The sequence below is a fragment of the Pseudoalteromonas sp. SG43-7 genome (assembly GCF_014164295.1).
Classification (GTDB): Bacteria; Pseudomonadota; Gammaproteobacteria; order Enterobacterales; family Alteromonadaceae; genus Pseudoalteromonas; species Pseudoalteromonas rhizosphaerae.
In genome coordinates, this window is sequence record NZ_JACJEY010000014.1 from 48,317 (window position 1) to 66,745 (window position 18,429).

Below are 18,429 nucleotides of genomic sequence, written 5' to 3' on the forward strand. Positions count from 1 at the left end.
GTATGGATTTAATTAGAATTTCTAAAGCTCAACTCGCGTATGGTACGCATCCACTGTTAGACAACGCTGATGCCGTCATCGAAACTGGTGAGCGTGTGTGTGTGGTTGGTCGTAATGGTGCGGGTAAATCAACGTTACTAAAAGTCCTTGATGGCCAAGTTATTTTAGATGATGGTGAAATAAATCAGTTAGGTAGTATTAAAATATCGCGTCTAGAGCAAGATCCACCAAAAGGGGCTAGTGGCTCGGTGTTTGATTATGTTGCTCAAGGTATGCCTGAGATTGCAAATTTATTAATTGACTTTCATCACGTCAGCACTGAGTTACAAACTGACTGCACAGATAAACTACTTAATAAACTTGAACGTTTATCAAATCAACTCGAAGCCGCAGATGGTTGGCGTTTTGATAGTAGAATTCAACTTGTATTAACACAGTTAGAATTAGCACCAGAAGCCAAACTTGAATCACTTTCTGGTGGCTGGTTACGCAAAGTTGCTCTTGCACGGGCACTTGTCAGTGAGCCGGATTTATTATTACTTGATGAGCCTACTAACCATTTAGATATGGAAAGTGTGATGTGGCTTGAACAATTCTTAAAAGAGTTTAAAGGCGGTATTGTCTTTATTTCTCATGACCGTGCTTTTATTCGTGCAGTTGCTACGCGTATTCTTGATTTAGATCGTGGTAAGTTAATTTCATACCCTGGCGATTATGCTACTTATTTAGAGCAAAAAGCCCATGATTTAAAAGTAGAAGAAACGCAAAACGCATTATTTGACAAACGCTTAGCAGAAGAAGAAACGTGGATCCGCCAAGGTGTAAAAGCACGTCGAACGCGTAATGAAGGGCGTGTCCGCGAGCTCAAACAGCTACGTAATGAACGCAAACAGCGTGTTGATCAAGTGGGTAAAACTGACTTCAATATTGAAACTGCAGACCGTTCAGGTAAATTAGTATTTGAAGCTAAACATCTAAATCATGCATTTAATAAAGATAAAGTTATCGCCAATGACTTCTCTACATTAGTAATGCGTGGCGATCGTATTGGCTTAGTTGGCCCTAACGGTATTGGTAAGACGACTTTATTAAAACTGCTATTTGGTGATATTGAAGCTGATGCAGGGATTGTTAAGCAAGGGGTGAACTTAGAGTTTGCTTACTTTGATCAATACCGCCAAAAGCTTGATGAAGAAGCCACCGTACAAGATAACGTTGCCGAAGGTAAGCAAGAAGTAATGATGGGCGGACGCTCACGTCATGTACTCGGTTATTTACAAGACTTTTTATTCCCACCTGCGCGTGCTCGTACACCAGTTAAAGCACTCTCTGGCGGTGAAAAAAATCGCTTATTATTAGCTAAACTATTTTTAAAACCATCAAATATTCTTGTGCTTGATGAGCCAACCAATGATTTAGATATAGAAACCCTTGAGCTGTTAGAGGATATTATTAATCAGTATCAGGGAACTGTGTTAATTGTAAGCCATGACCGTGAGTTTATTGATAATACCTGTACCAGTGTTTGGGCATTTGAAGGTAATGGGGTAATTACAGATATTGTCGGTGGTTACAGTGATTATGAAGCCTATGCTAATTATTTAGCACAGGAACAAAAAAAACAGCTAACTACACCTGCTAAAAAAGAAGCAGTCGTTGCACCAGCTCCTGTGGCTAAAGCAGATAACAAAAGTAATAAACTCTCTTACAAATTAAAACTTGAATTAGAACAATTACCCAGTAAGCTGGAACAACTTGAACAAGCATTAGAAGCACAGCAAGTTGTGGTTAATGACGCTGATTTCTTTAAACAAGATGCCAGTGCGACAACCAAAGAATTGAACCATTTAGCACAACTTGAGTCTGACCTTGAAGCCGCTCTGGAGCGCTGGGAAGAACTTGAAGATTTAAAGAATCAGTAGTAAGGACTAAAATGAAATATAAATTACTCGCGGCTAGTATTTTAGCTACGATGAGTACATCGGCACTCAGTGCCACGTATCAGTTAACAGAGCTGAGTTCTTTAGACGAAGCAAAGCATAACTACGTTAAAGATGTCAGCGAAAGTGGCAATATAATCGGCGTTGCTAACGGTATTTACAATTTACCTATTGATGTTAGCTATATAGATTTTACTGATAGCCTAATCGAAAGGGCATACGATCAGCAAGAAAATAATTTCGAGTTAATTGATAAGCAAATTACCTTTACTCTAGATGATATTGAAAATAATAATGCAGCGGCGACTAACCCAGATGCACACAGTTTTATGCTTTCATTTTTATCAGCACAAGCTAACAACTCAGAATATCAAAAATTGGCTAATATCATCGGTTACAATGTTTTAAATGGTGAAGCGCAAGAACAAGTTCTTTTTGATGTTGCATCAGTTGATTATGATGGCCTTACACGCTCCGTTAGCAATAATTATAATGCAGTAGCAGAAGACGGTGTTACTGCGGGTTGGGGCAGTGCACCTTATGAGAAAACTAGCTTTCTTCCTGAGGGTGAAAGTGAAGAAGAAACACGATTCGTGCGTGATTTTATTTCTCGGGGCATTGTTGTATCGCCATCGGGTTTAAATGTGCCATTAGTGCCAGAGTATGCGGAATTTGGTGGCTTAAGTTCAGCCAACGATATCGTTAAAACAAACACCGGTTATATTGTCGTTGGGCAAGTATCAACAGGGATCCCAGTTGATAGACAAGAAAATATTGATGATAATTGTGATGGTGAAGATGAACCTGTCAGTGTTTGTATTGAGAATTTGTATAGAAGCACATCATCACGATTGTTCGATACCCGTGCAGTTAAGTGGACACTTGATACAAATTTAAACATTACTAAAACTGAACCGCTTGGTTTGGGTCTTACACCAGAAGATGATGATGGGTTTGCATTTATAAGTAATGCACTTGCCGTTAATAGTAATGGTATTGTTGCCGGTTACTCTGACATTCGTGATAATAACAGATCGTCAACAATTAGATCGTTGCCTGTTTATTACAAAGACGGAAACGTTGTTGAAATGCTCAATCAAGAAGATGATTGGACAGGTGGTAAGGCAGTAGCAATTAATAATAATAATACGATTGTTGGTTATGGAATAAAGAGAATTGATGGCTCAGATCGTCAAAAATTCTTTTATCATGATGTTGCCAGTAATAGTACTGTATTCCCAACGGATTTCTTTAATAGCTCCAGCTCAGTTGCCAATGATATTAATGACAATGGTTATATTGTTGGTGAAGGTGAAACTGACCTATTTAATGTTGGTGCGCGTCGCCGCGAAGGTTTCCTGTACAAGATTGGTGAAGATGCGATTACAAACATAAATGATTTACTGCCTTGCTACGAAGCAGATGGTGAAACACGTTACGGTTATGTTGTTGCAGAAGCTAAAGTGATTAACAATAAAAACGAAATTTTTGGTGTTGCTACTAAAACGGTCGAAAAAACTGATTCATTAGGCGGTGTTGTACGAGATATCAATGGTGAAATAGAATACGAAAGTATTGCAGTGCCAGTGAAGTTATCTCCTATTAACGGGACTATTGATAGTTGTTCAGCTCCTGAAACGGAAACTTATGAACGTCAATCGTCTAGTTCCCCTTGGTATACGTTATTGTTACTACCGTTAGTTGGTCTGCGTCGTATATTGCGATAAGTATTGAAATTATTGCTAGGTGATCCAGCATTAACGGTCACTTAGTATTAAAATAAAAAACCCTGCTTTGCTAAGCAGGGTTTTTTTTGTCTATACTTTAAATTGAAACAGTTATTTTTTATGACGATTTAACCATGCTTTTCGCACTGAGCGTCGCCATAGTAAATCAACACCGAAATAGCCTATTATTGAGGCAACACAGGCAGAAATAAGCGAGCCAACTAAAAAAGCAGGACCAATGGTGGTTAAGCTTTCCATAAACCACTGCCAACTTGGTTCAAATGCAAAATGTTGCTCCGGCTGCCCTAACACTAACGTACCAATTAAATACGAACAATAAAAAATAGGTGGCATGGTTAGCGGGTTAGTGATCCATACTACGGCGACAGAAATAGGTAGATTTACTCGTAATGGAATAGCCAACGCAGCAGCAAGCACCATCTGAAAAGGAACAGGGATGAAAGCGAAGAATAAACCGACTGAAAATGCCCCACGAGCTGAGCGACGATTTAAATGCCATAGATTAGCATCGTGGAGTAAACGACCAAAAATTTTTAAATATTTATGATGTTTAACTTTATTGTGATCGGGTAAAAACCGTTGGATCGTTTTTTTAGCCATTTAAAGCAACCATTTACATCTGTTTGGTTAAGCGTTGGGTTTGTCGTTGGTTGTATTATAACCGTTTATTATTATCAGACCCTTGTATTTACAGTTTTCGCGTTATCTCTGTTAATTGCGAGTGCCTATTTTAAGCCGTTTTACCGTGTATTGTTAGGTTTTATTTGTGGAATTTTGTGTGTATGGGGACATTTTTCCAGCTTTTATGCAATTTCCAGCTTGGCTTTGGATGAAAATAAACCACATCTAAGTAATATTACGATTGTTGAAGTTATTTCTCAGCGTGATAACTATTATTTAAAAGTTCAGCTCAATGAGATAGATAATCAGCCTCTATCAAATATTAAGCCTCCTTTTGCATTGCTCACTTTAAAAAACGACCAGAGACTCAAAGTAGGTGATCACGTTACAACGTGGCTTGAATTAGAAAAATATCGCAGCCAAAAAAATTATGATGTGTTTGATAAAGAGCGTTACGCATTTAGTGAGCGACTATTTTTTAAAGGCAAGCAAGTTGGTAGTATTATCGAAATATCGAACAACCATGAATTTGAGCTAATTGAAAAATACCGTAATTTTATCAAACATACCTACCAGCATAACTCGCTAAATTGGCTGTTTTATCCGCTAATGACTGGCGACCGCAGTGCTATGAGTTTTTCACAAAAGCAAGAATTACAGCAATTTGGTATTAGCCATTTATTGGCTATTTCGGGATTACACATTGGCTTGATGTTTAGTATCGGTTTTTTTATAACTCGCTATTTAACAAGCCTTTTTATTTTTGTGGTTAAACCAACTACACAGCAGATCAATTTGTCACTTATTTATAGTTTAGGTGGATTTGTGCTTGCTTTTAGTTATGTGTACTTAAGTGGTTTTATCGTCTCTGCAACGCGTGCGCTGATCATGCTAGGGTGTTATTTAGTTATTTATTACTTTGCTAAGCAGGCACTACGCTGGCGATTTATCTTGTTTGCATTGGTATGTGTATTACTTATTGATCCATTTAGTTTACTTAATCCGGGACTTTATTTTTCATTCACTGCGGTGGCAATTATCTTTTGGGTTTTTAGTGTTATAACCGTAACCAGCTCCGGCTTTTTAGCCATCATAAAAACACTTATTATTCTACAGCTTGCATTGTTTATTGGTTTACTACCATTATCACTTTATTATTTTAATGGGGTCAGTGTAATTGGCTTAGTTGTTAATTTAGTGGCTATCCCATTACTTGGTTTAATTATCATGCCTTGCTTAGTAATGTTTTCTGCAATTAGTGTGTTTTTTGATATTAGTGGGTTGATTAGTGTGTTTGATTCATTATTACAACATATTTATCAACTCTTATTGTTGATCCCGGTTGATTTTCGTTGGTTTGATACCACAAATTTTAGCCAGCAATGGCTTATTAGTAGCTACATTACAGCAATAATTGTGTGTTTTTTGCCCTGGCGTTTATTGGCATGCATACCATTATTACTGGTTGTACTCGATCATTATTTACTGACCAAACCGCGCTGGCAGCTAAATGTATTCGATGTCGGTCATGGCACCATGGTGTTAGTCAGTAATCGAGGTAAAGGTTTTATCTATGATCTTGGCCCAATTTATTTTAATACATTTACGCGGGTCAACAGCACCTTAATACCTTATTTAAAAAGAAACGGCATTGAGGCGGAAGTTGCGCTCATCAGCCACATGGATAAAGACCATGCTGGAGGGCTTATCCATTGGTTAGAGCAAGGTTATCAGCATACTTTTAAATTGCTACAACCAAATGGGCCAGAGCAAGTTTGCAGAGCGGGCGAATATAGTTTTTATGACTTAACCATTATCGTGAGCGAGCCAGCACAGCATTTAATAACTGATAATGATAACTCTTGTGTCGTGCGCATTAGCGATGGCAGGTTCAGTGTTTTGCTTCCAGGTGATATTTCAGCAACAAGAGAAGCGCAACTAATCCAGCAGCAAGGGGTGCTTAAAAGTACGGTATTACTGAGTCCTCACCATGGCAGTAATACCTCATCGAGTGATGCATTTATTGCTGCGGTTGCTCCTGAGATTGTTATTCATTCAACGGCATATAAAGGACAGTGGCAATTTCCACGTACAGAAGTTATAGCACGTTATGCTACACAGCATGCTTTACAATATACAACAGCGAATAAAGGGCAGGTTAAAATTGAATTTTATCCACATCACTACACAGTAAACCTAGCTCGTGAAGATGAAAGTTATTGGTTTCTAAAAGATTGAGTTTAGTTTTGTGCAACTGGAGGCTACAATAGCCACAGATTATGAATAAGAGAGTATTATGGACCAGACTACATCACAAATTTATAAGCGTTTATTGACGTATGTGGGGGATTATAAAAGCGTTGCCATTTTTGCTGTTATTGGCATGATTGGTTACTCAGCGATGGATGCTTTATTTATCCAACTAATGAAGCCATTTATAGATCAGGGCTTAAATCAACGCAACGCTGAAGTATTAAAATACGCGCCATTTGTTGTCATCGCGTTAGTATTTGGCCGAGGTGTTTTTAATTATATCTCGTCTTATTGTTTAAGTTATGTGGGTTCACAAGTTGTCCGTTCGTTACGTCAGCAATTATTTGAGCATATTTTACATTTACCGGTTGCATTTCATGATCAAAATTCAACGGGTGATTTGATTTCAAAAATAACGTTCGATACAGAGCAAGTACAGCAAGCGATCACCAAAGCGATGCTCATTGTGGTCAGAGAAGGCGCGTTTGTGGTGTTTTTGCTAGCTGTGATGTTTTATACCAGTTGGAAGCTGTCGTTAATCTTTTTGGTTATAATTCCCTTAGTGGCCGTTATTGTCTCTGTTGTATCAAAACGTTTTCGCCATATCTCTAAAAACATTCAATCAGCAATGGGACAAGTTACCCGTAGCTCAGAGCAAATGCTCAGTGGTCATAAAGTTATTCATGGCTTTGGCGGTCAAGCGCAAGAAATAACTCAGTTTGCAAAAATTAATAACCATAACCGTCAGCAGCGTATCAAAATGGATGCCACTAAAGCGCTTAGTGTATCTGTGATTCAAATTTTGGCTGCCAGTGCAATGGCCGTTATTCTCTGGGTGGTTTCCATGCCATCAATGATTGATACAGTGAGCTCGGGGGATTTTGTGGTGCTTATTTCATCGATGATGATGTTATTACGCCCTTTAAAGCAATTAGCTAATGTAAATAGTGATTTACAGCGTGGCATATCTGCAGCGCAAAGTATTTTTTTAGTGCTTGATGAAGAGGTCGAAAAAGACGTCGGTACAGTTAGTGTAGATAAAGTAAAAGGTATGATTGAAGTTAAAAATGTCACCTTCAATTACCCAACGAAAGCAGAAGCTGTATTAAAAAACTTATCGCTCACTATAAAAGCAGGCGAGAGTATTGCGTTAGTTGGGCGTTCTGGTTCTGGTAAATCAACCATTTCAAACTTATTACCGCGTTATTATGACTTACAACCGCCCAGTGAGATTTTACTCGATGGTGTGCCATTGGCGGATTATAAGTTAACTGATTTACGTCGCCAATTTGCTTTAGTATCCCAGCAAGTGGTGTTATTTAATGACACTATTGCTAATAACATCAGTTATGGGATTGCACGTTCACTTAGCGATGACGAGGTATTGAATGTAGCAAAACAAGCACATGTGTGGGAATTTGTTAAAGATTTACCCGATGGTCTAAATACCATGGTCGGTGAGAATGGTGTAATGTTATCAGGCGGGCAGCGCCAACGAATTGCAATTGCGCGGGCGATATTAAAAGATGCACCAATCTTGATTTTAGATGAAGCAACCTCTGCATTGGATACTGAGTCTGAAAAACTGATCCAGCAAGCTTTAGAAGCATTAATGAAAAATAAAACCTCTATTGTGATTGCCCACCGATTATCAACAATCGAACAAAGCGACCGCATCTATGTTATTGATAATGGTCAAGTGATAGAAAGTGGTGATCACACTAGCTTACTGGCTAATGATGGCACGTATGCAGCGCTTTGCAAGATGCAATTTGGTGATCACGGGTGAGTAAAATAGAACAAAGTTGGTATCGAGAAATAAGCTTTATTACCATATTACTTTTACCACTGAGTGTATTATTTTGGTTTATAAGTGATCTGCGTAAATTAGCGTATAAGCTAGGTTTATTGAAGGCATACCAAAGTCCTGTGCCAGTTATCGTGGTAGGTAATATTAGCGTTGGTGGTAATGGGAAAACCCCCTTTGTGATCTGGCTTGCGAATTACTTACAGCAGCGTGGCTTAAGGGTTGGCATTATTAGTCGAGGCTATGGCGGTAATAGTGATAGCTATCCACTTACTGTGACTGAGCATACCGACACGACTCAGGCAGGTGATGAGCCGGTACTTATTCAACGCAGGCTTGACTGCCCTGTAGTTGTAGGCCCAGATCGACAAGCGAATATAAAACAATTAATTGCGCATTATCAGCTTGATGTGATTATTTCCGATGATGGTATGCAACATTATAAAATGGCCAGAACAATAGAGTGCTGTATTGTTGATAGTGAACGGCGTTTTGGCAATGGCTTGTTAATGCCTGCGGGGCCACTGAGAGAAACACAAAAACGTTTAAAATCAGTTGACTTAGTTATTGAAAATGGGGGGAACGCCACGTTTAATTATCAGCTAAAAAGTGCTGATTTAGTAAATGTTGCCACTAATATAGCCACTCAAGTCCCGCTTTTGACCGGTCACGCAGTGAGCGCCATTGGTAATCCACAACGTTTTGAAAATAGCTTACGTCAACAAGGCATTACATTGCTAAGTTGCCATCATTTTCGAGATCATTATGGTTATACAGCACAAGATTTCATAAAATTTAATGATGAAATAGTGTTTATGACGGAGAAAGATGCGGTAAAATGTCATTCATTTGCAAAACCAACGTGGTATTTTTTACCCGTTGACGCAGAGCCATCCCCTGCGGTGGTTTCTAAACTTAACTTATTACTGAGAGAAAAAGGGATCCTAGATGGCCTTTGATACAAAATTACTTGAAATAATTGCTTGCCCAGTGTGTAAAGGCAAATTACGTTTAGACAAAGAAAACAATGAATTGATCAGCACAGCTGCAAAACTTGCTTACCCTATTCGTGATGATATTCCTGTATTACTAGAAAATGAAGCGCGTGAATTGAGCCTAGAAGAGATTGAAAAGTGGAATTCGTAGTCGTTATTCCTGCACGCTTTGCATCGAGTCGTCTACCAGGTAAACCACTTGCTGATATTTGTGGCAAACCGATGATCCAACATGTTTATGAAAAGGCGATGGCGTCAGGGGCAAGTAAGGTCGTGATAGCCACCGATCACCAACAGGTTTTTGATGTTGTCAAAGGTTTTACTAATGATGTATTAATGACTCGAGATGATCATCAGTCAGGCACTGAACGGCTAGCAGAAGTTGTTGATTTATTATCTCTCAATAACGATATTATTGTAGTGAATGTACAAGGTGATGAGCCTTTATTAGCCGCTGAAAATGTCTCGCAAGTTGCTGCTTTACTTGCTAATTCAAGTGCGCCAATGGCGACCTTGAGTGCCGCCATTGAGAATGTCGATGAGATCTTTAATCCCAACGCAGTTAAAGTCGTCAGCGATGTAAATAAAAATGCACTGTACTTTTCTCGTGCCAGCATTCCCTATGATCGAAGTCATATGTACACGGGTGAAAATAACGGATTAGACACACAAGATTTTCAACGTCATGTGGGTATTTATGCATACCGCGCTGGTTTTATTAAACAATACATCTCACTGACGCCATCCCCATTAGAGCAACTTGAATCTCTTGAGCAATTACGTGTTTTATATCATGGCTATAAAATAAAAATAGAACAGGCAAAAATAACACCGCAAGCAGGGGTTGATACGCCTGATGATTTAGCGCGTGTAATTGCTATACTGCAAAGTAATTAAGTGGTGAACACGTTCACATTACTCAAGGTTATAGCAAAGCATCTTGATTTTTATATTATAGAAAAACCTGCCGGGCTTAATTTTCATAGTGAAGAAGGCCCTGGGTTTGTAGTACTCGCTGAGCACCAACTGGCAGAAAAGTTATATGCTGTGCACCGCCTTGATAAAGTGACGTCAGGGCTAATAATTTTAGCACGCAGTAGTGAAGCGGCTGCAAAGCTGACAGTTTTATTTACTGCTCATCAAGTTAATAAGTTTTATTTGGCGATAAGTGATTGCAAACCGAAGAAAAAGCAAGGTTGGATCAAAGGGGATATGGCTAAATCACGCCGTAGTACCTATAAGCTATTAACAAGTAAAGAAAACCCAGCCATAACTCGCTTTTATTCTATTAATTTTAAAGCCAATAGACGGGCATTTATTTTAAAGCCTTACTCGGGTAAAACGCACCAATTACGGGTCGCGCTAAAAAGCCTTTCTGCGCCGATTTTAGGTGATGTAATATACGGTGGTACTGCTGCTGAGCGCACCTATTTACATGCTTTTGCACTAAGTTTTGTGTGGCAAGGTAAACTACAGCAATTTAGTTTGTTACCGCATTACGATGATGAGTTTACAACATTAATTGAACATGAAAATTTTCAGCCTTGGCAAACACCATGGCAACTGGATTGGTAAATGAGTGAAAAAGCAACCGATATCCGTTTTGGTGGTATCAAAAGATTATATGGCAACACTGAATTTGAATGGCTACAACAAGCCCACTTTTGTGTTATTGGTATTGGTGGCGTGGGCTCGTGGGCGGCAGAGGCTCTAGCACGTACTGGGGTTGGTAAAATAACCTTAATTGATCTTGATGATATTTGTGCAACCAACGTGAATCGGCAAATACATGCATTAACAGGCACTGTGGGTGAAGCAAAGGTTGTCGCAATGAAGGCCCGCTGTGAATTGATCAATCCACTGTGTGAGGTCAGTGTTGTCGATGATTTTATTACTTTAGATAATATTCGTGAGCATATAAGTGGTTTTGACTATGTCATAGATTGCATTGATGCAGTAAAAGAAAAAGCGGCATTAATAGCGCATTGTAAACGTAACAAAATACCGGTGATCACCACCGGTGGTGCTGGCGGTCAAACTGATCCGAGTCAAATCACTTTTGGTGATGTAGCAAAGACCACCCATGATCCATTACTGGCAAAAGTGCGATATATTTTGCGTAAACAGTACAACTTTAGTAGCAATCCAAAGCGAAAATTCAACATCGATTGTGTTTATTCAACTGAGCAATTGGTATATCCAAGTACTGATGGCAGCGTTTGTCATGCTAAACAGGGGGCTGATGGCTCCATGAATATGGATTGTAACAACGGTTTTGGTTCAGCGACTATGGTAACCGGAAGTTTTGGTTTTTTTGTCGCAGCAAAATCAATACGTAAATATTTAGATCGCTGCGCACGTACCGTGAAAAGTTAGTTTTTCTGTTCTGCCATGGTTTGAATACGCTCAACCATGGCTTTAATACCGTTGCCTCTGGAAGGACTAAGGTGCTGGATAAGCCCTAGATGATTAAACTGTGCAAATGCGTCAGTGTTAATAGCTTGTTCAGGGGTTAAGCCATTATAAAGCGACAGAATGATCGCTAATAATCCTTTTACTATGCGGGTATCTGAGTCACCAATAATAACTAGGCAATTTTCTTCAAGATCAAAATCCAAATACAGCCAAACTTTACTCTCACAGCCAGGCACAAGGGCATCACTGGTTTTTAAAACAGCCGGCATAGCTGGTAATTGTTTACCTAGTAGCATTATTTCACGGTATTTTTGTTGCCATGATGGCGATCTCTCAAGCGATAAAGCAATTTCTTTAAACGTTTTAATCATGTCTTATCCATAATTAGTCTAATAACTCTAAGCAATTTTGCAAAGCAGCGATAAATAAATCAACATCGCTATGGTTATTATAAAATGCAAAGCTGGCTCGAACACTGCCATTAATACCTAAATGTTGCATTAATGGCTGCGCACAATGATGACCGCTGCGAACTGCTATACCATAACCATCTAAAAGTGTTGCTATATCGAAAGGGTGTTCGTCTTTATAATTGAAACAAAGGGTGCCAATATTGTTCTCAAGGTTGCTATAAACGGTAATTCCTGCGATGGATTGCAGTTTTTCTGCCGCATAATTAAAAATTACTTGTTCATGAGTATATACATTAGTCTTATTTAAACTGGTTAGATAATCGATTGCAGCTGCAAAAGCGATCACTGCAGCAATGTTTGGTGTACCTGCTTCAAACTTTGCTGGTGCCTGACGAAATATTGTTTTTGCTAATGTAACAGTTTCAATCATTTCGCCACCAGTTTGATACACAGCTAAACTATTTAACCGATCATAGCGACCATATAATCCACCTAATCCGGTTGGGCCGAGCATTTTATGAGCCGAAAAAACATAAAAATCACAACCGAGTTGAGGTAAATTTGGCTGTAAATGTAGCGCAGCCTGCGCGCCATCCACTAATGTAATTGCGTCATGGCGTTTTGCGGCATGTAATATTGGGTCAAGATCTGTGATATTACCAAGCGCATTAGACGCGTGAGTGATAGCAAGTACAGATGGCTTATGCTGACTGATGAATTCAACACATGCTTGAACATCAAAGCAGCCATTTTTTTGTAACGGAAGTGCCAGTAGCTTTGCTCCCGTGCGCTTTGCTAACTGTTGCCATGGCACAATATTAGCGTGATGCTCTAAGGCTGAAATGATGATGGTTGAATCATTATCAAGCTGCTCAGTTAAGCCATTCGCCACTAAGTTTATTGCCTCAGTAGCTCCTTTGGTCCAAACTAATTCATTTGCATCGATATTAAAATAATTGGCAACGGTCTGTCTTGCTTGTTCATAGGCATGGGTTGCTTGTTCGCTTAAGGTATGGCGGCCACGATGAACATTAGCATTATTGCGTGCGTAAAATTGCTCAGTCGCGCTGATAACTGACAGTGGTTTTTGTGTGGTTGCAGCCGAATCAAGATAGACCAGCGGTTGCCCGTTGATGAGTTGTTTTAGGGCAGGAAAGTCTGCGCGAATTTTTTCTATATTAAACATAACTTTTCAACACCAAGCACAGCAAAGCCGAATTAAAAACTGAATCGGAATTGTAATGGCTTTGTGATATTTCTCAAGGACTAGATACAAAAAAGGCCGCAAATGCGGCCCTTTTTAGCATTAACTAAAATTAACGCTTGTCTGTCGCTACGTAATCACGGTGTGTGTGACCAGTATATAGCTGACGTGGACGGCTGATCTTATGACCAGGTTGCGATAACATCTCGTCCCAGTGTGTGATCCAACCAACAGTACGTGCCATTGCGAAGATCACAGTGAACATGCTTGTTGGGATACCAATTGCTTTTAAGATAATACCTGAGTAGAAGTCTACGTTAGGGTAAAGTTTCTTCTCAACAAAGTATGGGTCTTCTAAGGCAATTTGCTCAAGTTTCATTGCAATATCCAGCAATGGATCTTGAATATTAAGCTCAGCAAGTACTTCGTGACAGGTTTGACGCATTACAGTTGCACGCGGGTCGAAGTTTTTGTAAACACGGTGTCCAAAGCCCATAAGACGGAATGGGTCCGACTTATCTTTTGCTTTAGCAACGTATTCGTCGATGCGATCAACAGAGCCAATTTCTTCTAACATGTTTAAACATGCTTCGTTAGCACCGCCATGTGCAGGGCCCCATAGTGATGCGATACCCGCTGCAATACATGCATATGGGTTAGCACCAGAAGAGCCAGCTAAGCGTACTGTAGACGTTGATGCATTTTGCTCGTGATCAGCGTGAAGCATAAAGATTTTATCCATTGCTTTAGCAGTCACTGGATTAACTTTATATTCTTCAGCTGGTACAGAAAACATCATATGTAAGAAGTTTTCTGCATAGCTTAAATCATTACGTGGATAAACGAATGGTTGACCTACGTTATATTTGTAAGCCATCGCTGCGATAGTTGGTAGCTTAGCAATTAATTTTACTGCACTTGTTTTACGTTGTATTGCATCAGTAATATCAAGATCTTCATGATAAAAAGATGATAATGCACCAACTACACCACATAGCATAGCCATTGGATGGGCATCAAAACGGAAACCTTGGAAGAAGTTTGCAATTTTCTCATCAAGCATCGTGCTATGTGTAATTTGTGATGCAAAATCAGCATATTGCTCTTTAGTTGGTAACTCACCATTTAGCAGTAAATAACACAACTCAACATAATCTGAGTCTTCGGCTAGTTGTTCAATTGGGTAACCACGGTGAAGTAATATCCCTTTGCCACCGTCGATATATGTAATTGAAGATTCGCAAGAACCAGTCGACATGAAACCTGGATCATATGTGAAATGACCATGAGCACCTAACGTACGTACATCGATTACATCCTGACCAGCAGTACCTTGGTAAATTGGAAGTTCGATTGGATCTAGACCATCAATATGGACTGTGGCTTTCTTATCCGCCATCTATTTATCTCCTATTAAGATAACAACTCTGATTGTTATGTTCTGAATCTGTTTAAGCACATTCTTTTCATTTTAACGTGAAAGAGGGGGTTAAAGTCAATTTTTATAAACATTATGCACAAATGTATAATAAATATTCTCACGGGATTAAATATTATACCATTGGCTAATTCGCAAATAGCTATAACTAAACAAGAATTGTAAAAAGACCTCTGGCTATATATACTATCGAAGGTTTTATACCGTATTGTCTGTAGGTGAACGTTATTTTTACAGCTAATCTTTGCAAAAATGTGAATTTTAGTCGTAACAAAACGCTTTACTTAGATAGTTCCATCAGAAAAATCGTTTTTTGGTGGGTTAAGAAAAACAAGTAGATGAGCTCCTAGTGGGCAAGATGGGCAAGTAACTGTGAAAAAGCAAAGACCTGTAAATCTAGATCTAACAACTATATCTATGCCGGCAGCGGCTAAAGCATCAATTTTTCACCGCGTCACCGGTGTTGCATTATTTTTTGCTTTAACGTTTGTCATTTGGGCTTGGTCAGAGTCTCTTTCTTCAGCTGAAGGTTTTGAATTCGTCAAGGGTCTGTTTAGCGGATTCATTGCCAAATTTATAGCTTGGGGCACCATTTCTGTATTGGCGTATCACCTTATTGGTGGTATCCGTCATATCATTATGGATATGGGACATTGGGAAGAACTTGAATCAGGTAACCTTAGCGCTAAAATTGCAATGGCACTTGGCGTTGTGGCTTCTGTATTAGCAGGGGTGTGGATATGGTTTTAAATCAAGCAACTCTAAAACGTGACGGCATACAAGATTATGTCTCGTTACGTACCACGGCACTAGTAATTACCGCGTATGCGATTTTTATTATTGGCTACTTCTTATGTACACCAGAAGTCACTTTCGAAGCATGGCAAGGCCTGTTTTCAAACCTAGCAATGAAAGGGTTCACACTAATTACCCTTGTTTGCATTATGGTTCATACCCGTATTGGCCTTTGGCAAGTACTGACTGACTACGTTAAATGCGCAAAATTGCGTGCTGTTTTAGGTTTTGTTTTGAACCTAATGGCCGCTGCATACGTAGCAATTGGTCTAATCGTTCTATGGGGTGTTTAAGTGAAATATTCTGTTCGTGAATTTGATGCCGTCGTGATTGGCGCAGGTGGTGCGGGTATGCGCGCGGCACTTGCAATCACTGAATCAGGTAAAACCTGTGCACTTATCTCTAAAGTTTTCCCAACGCGTTCACACACTGTGTCTGCACAAGGTGGTATTACGGTTGCGCTGGGTAACTCACATGAAGATAACTGGGAATGGCACATGTACGATACCGTTAAAGGTTCCGATTTCATCGGTGACCAAGACGCTATCGAATATATGTGTAAAACTGGCCCAGAAGCAATTACTGAATTAGAAAACATGGGTCTACCGTTTTCTCGTTTTGAAAATGGCCGTGTTTACCAACGTCCTTTCGGTGGTCAATCGAAAAACTTTGGTGGCGAGCAAGCAGCACGTACCGCGGCTGCGGCTGACCGTACAGGTCATGCGTTATTGCACCTTCTTTATCAACAAAACGTTAAAAACAAAACCAATGTATTCTCTGAGTGGTATGCATTAGATTTAGTTAAAAACGATGATGGTAATGTAGTTGGTTGTACTGCTATTGATATTGAAACAGGCGAAGTTGTTTATTTCAAATCAAAAGCTGTGGTACTAGCAACAGGTGGTGCGGGTCGTATCTTCGCTTCAACTACTAATGCTCACATTAACACTGGTGACGGTGTTGGTATGGCGACACGTGCTGGCATTTCTATGCAAGACATGGAAATGTGGCAGTTTCACCCAACCGGTATTGCTGGTGCGGGTACGCTAGTAACGGAAGGTTGTCGTGGTGAAGGTGGTTATCTTTTAAATAAAGATGGCGAACGCTTCATGGAACGTTATGCACCGAATGCGAAAGACTTAGCGTCACGCGATGTTGTTGCCCGTTCAATGATGACAGAAATTCGTGAAGGTCGTGGTTGTGATGGTCCTTGGGGTCCACACATTAAGCTTAAACTTGATCACTTAGGTGAAGAAACGCTTAACCTACGTCTTCCAGGTGTATGTGATCTTGCTAAAACATTTGCTCACGTTGACCCTGCAAAAGAGCCAATTCCAGTAATCCCTACTTGTCACTATATGATGGGTGGTGTTCCTACTAACGTAAATGGTCAAGCGCTACAAATCGATGCTAACGGCAACGAAAAAGTAGTTGAAGGTTTATTTGCTGTTGGTGAAATTGCCTGTGTATCTGTACACGGTGCAAACCGCCTAGGTGGTAACTCATTACTTGATTTAGTTGTATTTGGGCGTGCTGCAGGTAACTTCCTTGGCACTTACCTAAATGACGTTGAAGTATCAAAAGATGCCTCAGAATCAGATTTAGACGCTGCACTCGCTCGTTTCAATCGTTGGGAGAACTCAACAGTTGGTCAAGGCGAAGATCCAGTACAAATCAAGAAAGACCTACAGCAGTGTATGCAACTTAACTTCTCGGTATTCCGTGAAGGTGAGTCAATGGCAGCCGGTCTAAAAGAGCTTAAAGAAATTCGTGAACGTTTGCAGCATGCGCGTCTTGATGATAAATCATCAGACTTCAACACTGCACGTATCGAATGTCTAGAGTTAGATAACATGATGGAAACAGCATACTCAACAGCAGTTGCTGCAAACTTCCGTACAGAAAGCCGTGGTGCACACTCTCGCTTTGACTTCCCAGATCGTGATGACGAAAACTGGTTATGTCACTCAGTATTCAATCCGGTAACGGATGAAATGAGCAAGCGTGATGTAAACTATGCGCCGAAACTGCGCGAAGCATTTCCACCTAAAGCACGTACCTACTAGGAGCGAGACGATGGCACAAGTACAATTTTCTGTTTATCGTTACAATCCAGATGTTGATAACGCCCCCCGTATGCAAGAATATACTTTGCAAACGGAAGAAGGCCACGACATGATGGTATTGGATGCACTTTTATTATTAAAAGAGCAAGATCCAACGTTATCATTTCGTCGTTCATGCCGTGAAGGTGTGTGTGGCTCTGACGGTGTTAACATGAATGGTAAAAATGGTTTAGCATGTATTACTCCTTTATCAACGCTACAAAAAGGTGGCAAAGGTAAAATCGTAATTCGTCCATTACCAGGTTTACCAGTGGTACGTGACCTTGTTATTGACATGAGTCAGTTCTACACTCAATACGAAAAAGTAAAGCCTTATCTAATTAACGATACACCTGCTGCAGGTGAGCGTCTTCAATCAATTGAAGAACGTGACAAGTTAGATGGCTTGTATGAGTGTATTCTATGTGCATGTTGTTCAACATCGTGTCCTTCGTTCTGGTGGAATCCAGACAAGTTCATCGGTCCAGCTGGTCTTCTTCATGCTTACCGTTTCTTGGCAGATAGCCGAGATACAGCAACAGAAGAGCGTTTAGCTGACTTAGACGATGCATTCAGCGTGTTCCGTTGTCACAGTATCATGAACTGTGTTAGCGTTTGTCCTAAAGGTCTTAATCCAACTAAGGCAATCGGACAAATCAAATCAATGTTAATAAACCGTTCAGTTTAATAATATT

The 18,429-nt window shown here is 39.8% G+C and carries 17 protein-coding genes; 13 read left to right on the forward strand and 4 right to left on the reverse strand.

The features are described 5' to 3' along the window. Positions 1 to 2: 2 nt before the first annotated feature. Together H5200_RS08595 and H5200_RS08600 are read left to right on the forward strand one after the other, a co-directional pair. The gene (locus tag H5200_RS08595; protein WP_182717873.1) at positions 3 to 1,922 is read left to right on the forward strand and encodes an ABC transporter ATP-binding protein; all 1,920 of its coding nucleotides are present in this window, start codon (positions 3 to 5) and stop codon (positions 1,920 to 1,922) included. 11 nt (positions 1,923 to 1,933) lie between these two features. Further along, complete coding sequence (locus tag H5200_RS08600) at positions 1,934 to 3,667, forward strand: DUF3466 family protein (protein WP_182717872.1); 1,734 nt, start codon at positions 1,934 to 1,936, stop codon at positions 3,665 to 3,667. A gap of 111 nt (positions 3,668 to 3,778) precedes the next feature. On the opposite strand, the gene H5200_RS08605 is transcribed toward H5200_RS08600, so the two are convergent. Continuing rightward, positions 3,779 to 4,288, reverse strand: a complete 510-nt coding sequence (locus H5200_RS08605; RefSeq protein ID WP_149981065.1) for a DUF2062 domain-containing protein — start codon at positions 4,286 to 4,288, stop codon at positions 3,779 to 3,781. A gap of 225 nt (positions 4,289 to 4,513) precedes the next feature. Here H5200_RS08605 and H5200_RS08610 point away from each other — a divergent pair, with 225 nt between their 5' ends. Genes H5200_RS08610 through tcdA form a run of 7 tightly spaced genes read left to right on the forward strand, consistent with a single transcriptional unit; the run spans position 4,514 to position 11,740 of the window. Further along, complete coding sequence (locus H5200_RS08610; protein ID WP_259399193.1) at positions 4,514 to 6,547, forward strand: DNA internalization-related competence protein ComEC/Rec2; 2,034 nt, start codon at positions 4,514 to 4,516, stop codon at positions 6,545 to 6,547. Positions 6,548 to 6,605: 58 nt separating this feature from the next. After that, positions 6,606 to 8,351 carry a lipid A export permease/ATP-binding protein MsbA gene (msbA, locus tag H5200_RS08615; RefSeq protein ID WP_182761315.1) on the forward strand — a complete coding sequence of 582 codons (1,746 nt, stop codon included), beginning with the start codon at positions 6,606 to 6,608 and terminating at the stop codon, positions 8,349 to 8,351. After that, entirely contained in the window at positions 8,348 to 9,328 is a 981-nt protein-coding gene (lpxK, locus tag H5200_RS08620; protein ID WP_182761316.1) for a tetraacyldisaccharide 4'-kinase, read from the forward strand. The genes msbA and lpxK overlap by 4 nt, the downstream gene beginning before the upstream one ends. Beyond that, a complete protein-coding gene (locus tag H5200_RS08625; protein ID WP_182761317.1) occupies positions 9,318 to 9,515 on the forward strand; it encodes a Trm112 family protein in 198 nt (65 codons plus the stop codon). Before lpxK ends, H5200_RS08625 begins: the two co-directional genes overlap by 11 nt. Beyond that, entirely contained in the window at positions 9,503 to 10,261 is a 759-nt protein-coding gene (gene kdsB, locus H5200_RS08630; protein ID WP_182761318.1) for a 3-deoxy-manno-octulosonate cytidylyltransferase, read from the forward strand. Before H5200_RS08625 ends, kdsB begins: the two co-directional genes overlap by 13 nt. A 3-nt stretch (positions 10,262 to 10,264) precedes the next feature. Beyond that, on the forward strand, positions 10,265 to 10,939 hold the full coding sequence (locus H5200_RS08635) for a TIGR01621 family pseudouridine synthase (protein ID WP_310737044.1): 675 nt from the start codon (positions 10,265 to 10,267) through the stop codon (positions 10,937 to 10,939). Next, positions 10,940 to 11,740, forward strand: coding sequence for a tRNA cyclic N6-threonylcarbamoyladenosine(37) synthase TcdA (gene tcdA, locus H5200_RS08640; protein WP_182761320.1), 801 nt, complete (start codon positions 10,940 to 10,942; stop codon positions 11,738 to 11,740). On the opposite strand, the gene H5200_RS08645 is transcribed toward tcdA, so the two are convergent. From H5200_RS08645 to H5200_RS08655, 3 genes are all read right to left on the reverse strand, one after another. Further along, complete coding sequence (locus tag H5200_RS08645; RefSeq protein WP_182761321.1) at positions 11,737 to 12,150, reverse strand: SufE family protein; 414 nt, start codon at positions 12,148 to 12,150, stop codon at positions 11,737 to 11,739. The two genes, tcdA and H5200_RS08645, sit on opposite strands and share 4 nt — an antisense overlap. Before the next feature lie 13 nt (positions 12,151 to 12,163). Beyond that, complete coding sequence (locus tag H5200_RS08650) at positions 12,164 to 13,378, reverse strand: aminotransferase class V-fold PLP-dependent enzyme (protein WP_182761322.1); 1,215 nt, start codon at positions 13,376 to 13,378, stop codon at positions 12,164 to 12,166. Positions 13,379 to 13,508: 130 nt separating this feature from the next. Continuing rightward, positions 13,509 to 14,795 carry a citrate synthase gene (locus H5200_RS08655; protein WP_182739260.1) on the reverse strand — a complete coding sequence of 429 codons (1,287 nt, stop codon included), beginning with the start codon at positions 14,793 to 14,795 and terminating at the stop codon, positions 13,509 to 13,511. A gap of 411 nt (positions 14,796 to 15,206) precedes the next feature. Between H5200_RS08655 and sdhC the strand changes: the two genes are divergently transcribed. Genes sdhC through H5200_RS08675 form a run of 4 tightly spaced genes read left to right on the forward strand, consistent with a single transcriptional unit; the run spans position 15,207 to position 18,422 of the window. After that, positions 15,207 to 15,584: a succinate dehydrogenase, cytochrome b556 subunit gene (gene sdhC, locus H5200_RS08660; RefSeq protein WP_084448108.1), complete on the forward strand. Its 378-nt coding sequence runs from the start codon at positions 15,207 to 15,209 to the stop codon at positions 15,582 to 15,584. Continuing rightward, entirely contained in the window at positions 15,575 to 15,922 is a 348-nt protein-coding gene (gene sdhD / locus H5200_RS08665; protein WP_169017830.1) for a succinate dehydrogenase, hydrophobic membrane anchor protein, read from the forward strand. Before sdhC ends, sdhD begins: the two co-directional genes overlap by 10 nt. Further along, positions 15,923 to 17,695 (forward strand): succinate dehydrogenase flavoprotein subunit, encoded by a 1,773-nt coding sequence (sdhA, locus tag H5200_RS08670; protein ID WP_182717863.1) that lies wholly within the window; start codon positions 15,923 to 15,925, stop codon positions 17,693 to 17,695. A 10-nt stretch (positions 17,696 to 17,705) separates the two neighbouring features. Continuing rightward, entirely contained in the window at positions 17,706 to 18,422 is a 717-nt protein-coding gene (locus H5200_RS08675; protein WP_064666153.1) for a succinate dehydrogenase iron-sulfur subunit, read from the forward strand. The last annotated feature ends 7 nt before the right edge of the window (positions 18,423 to 18,429 follow it).

Bases quoted from the DNA above. Each gene is read 5' to 3' on its own strand.
- msbA (WP_182761315.1), top strand. From the start codon at position 6,606: ATGGACCAGACTACATCACAAATTTATAAGCGTTTATTGACGTATGTG.
- H5200_RS08675 (WP_064666153.1), top strand. From the start codon at position 17,706: ATGGCACAAGTACAATTTTCTGTTTATCGTTACAATCCAGATGTTGAT.
- H5200_RS08645 (WP_182761321.1), bottom strand. From the start codon at position 12,150: ATGATTAAAACGTTTAAAGAAATTGCTTTATCGCTTGAGAGATCGCCA.
- H5200_RS08605 (WP_149981065.1), bottom strand. From the start codon at position 4,288: ATGGCTAAAAAAACGATCCAACGGTTTTTACCCGATCACAATAAAGTT.
- H5200_RS08600 (WP_182717872.1), top strand. From the start codon at position 1,934: ATGAAATATAAATTACTCGCGGCTAGTATTTTAGCTACGATGAGTACA.
- tcdA (WP_182761320.1), top strand. From the start codon at position 10,940: ATGAGTGAAAAAGCAACCGATATCCGTTTTGGTGGTATCAAAAGATTA.
- H5200_RS08595 (WP_182717873.1), top strand. From the start codon at position 3: ATGGATTTAATTAGAATTTCTAAAGCTCAACTCGCGTATGGTACGCAT.
- H5200_RS08650 (WP_182761322.1), bottom strand. From the start codon at position 13,378: ATGTTTAATATAGAAAAAATTCGCGCAGACTTTCCTGCCCTAAAACAA.
- H5200_RS08625 (WP_182761317.1), top strand. From the start codon at position 9,318: ATGGCCTTTGATACAAAATTACTTGAAATAATTGCTTGCCCAGTGTGT.
- H5200_RS08655 (WP_182739260.1), bottom strand. From the start codon at position 14,795: ATGGCGGATAAGAAAGCCACAGTCCATATTGATGGTCTAGATCCAATC.
- sdhD (WP_169017830.1), top strand. From the start codon at position 15,575: ATGGTTTTAAATCAAGCAACTCTAAAACGTGACGGCATACAAGATTAT.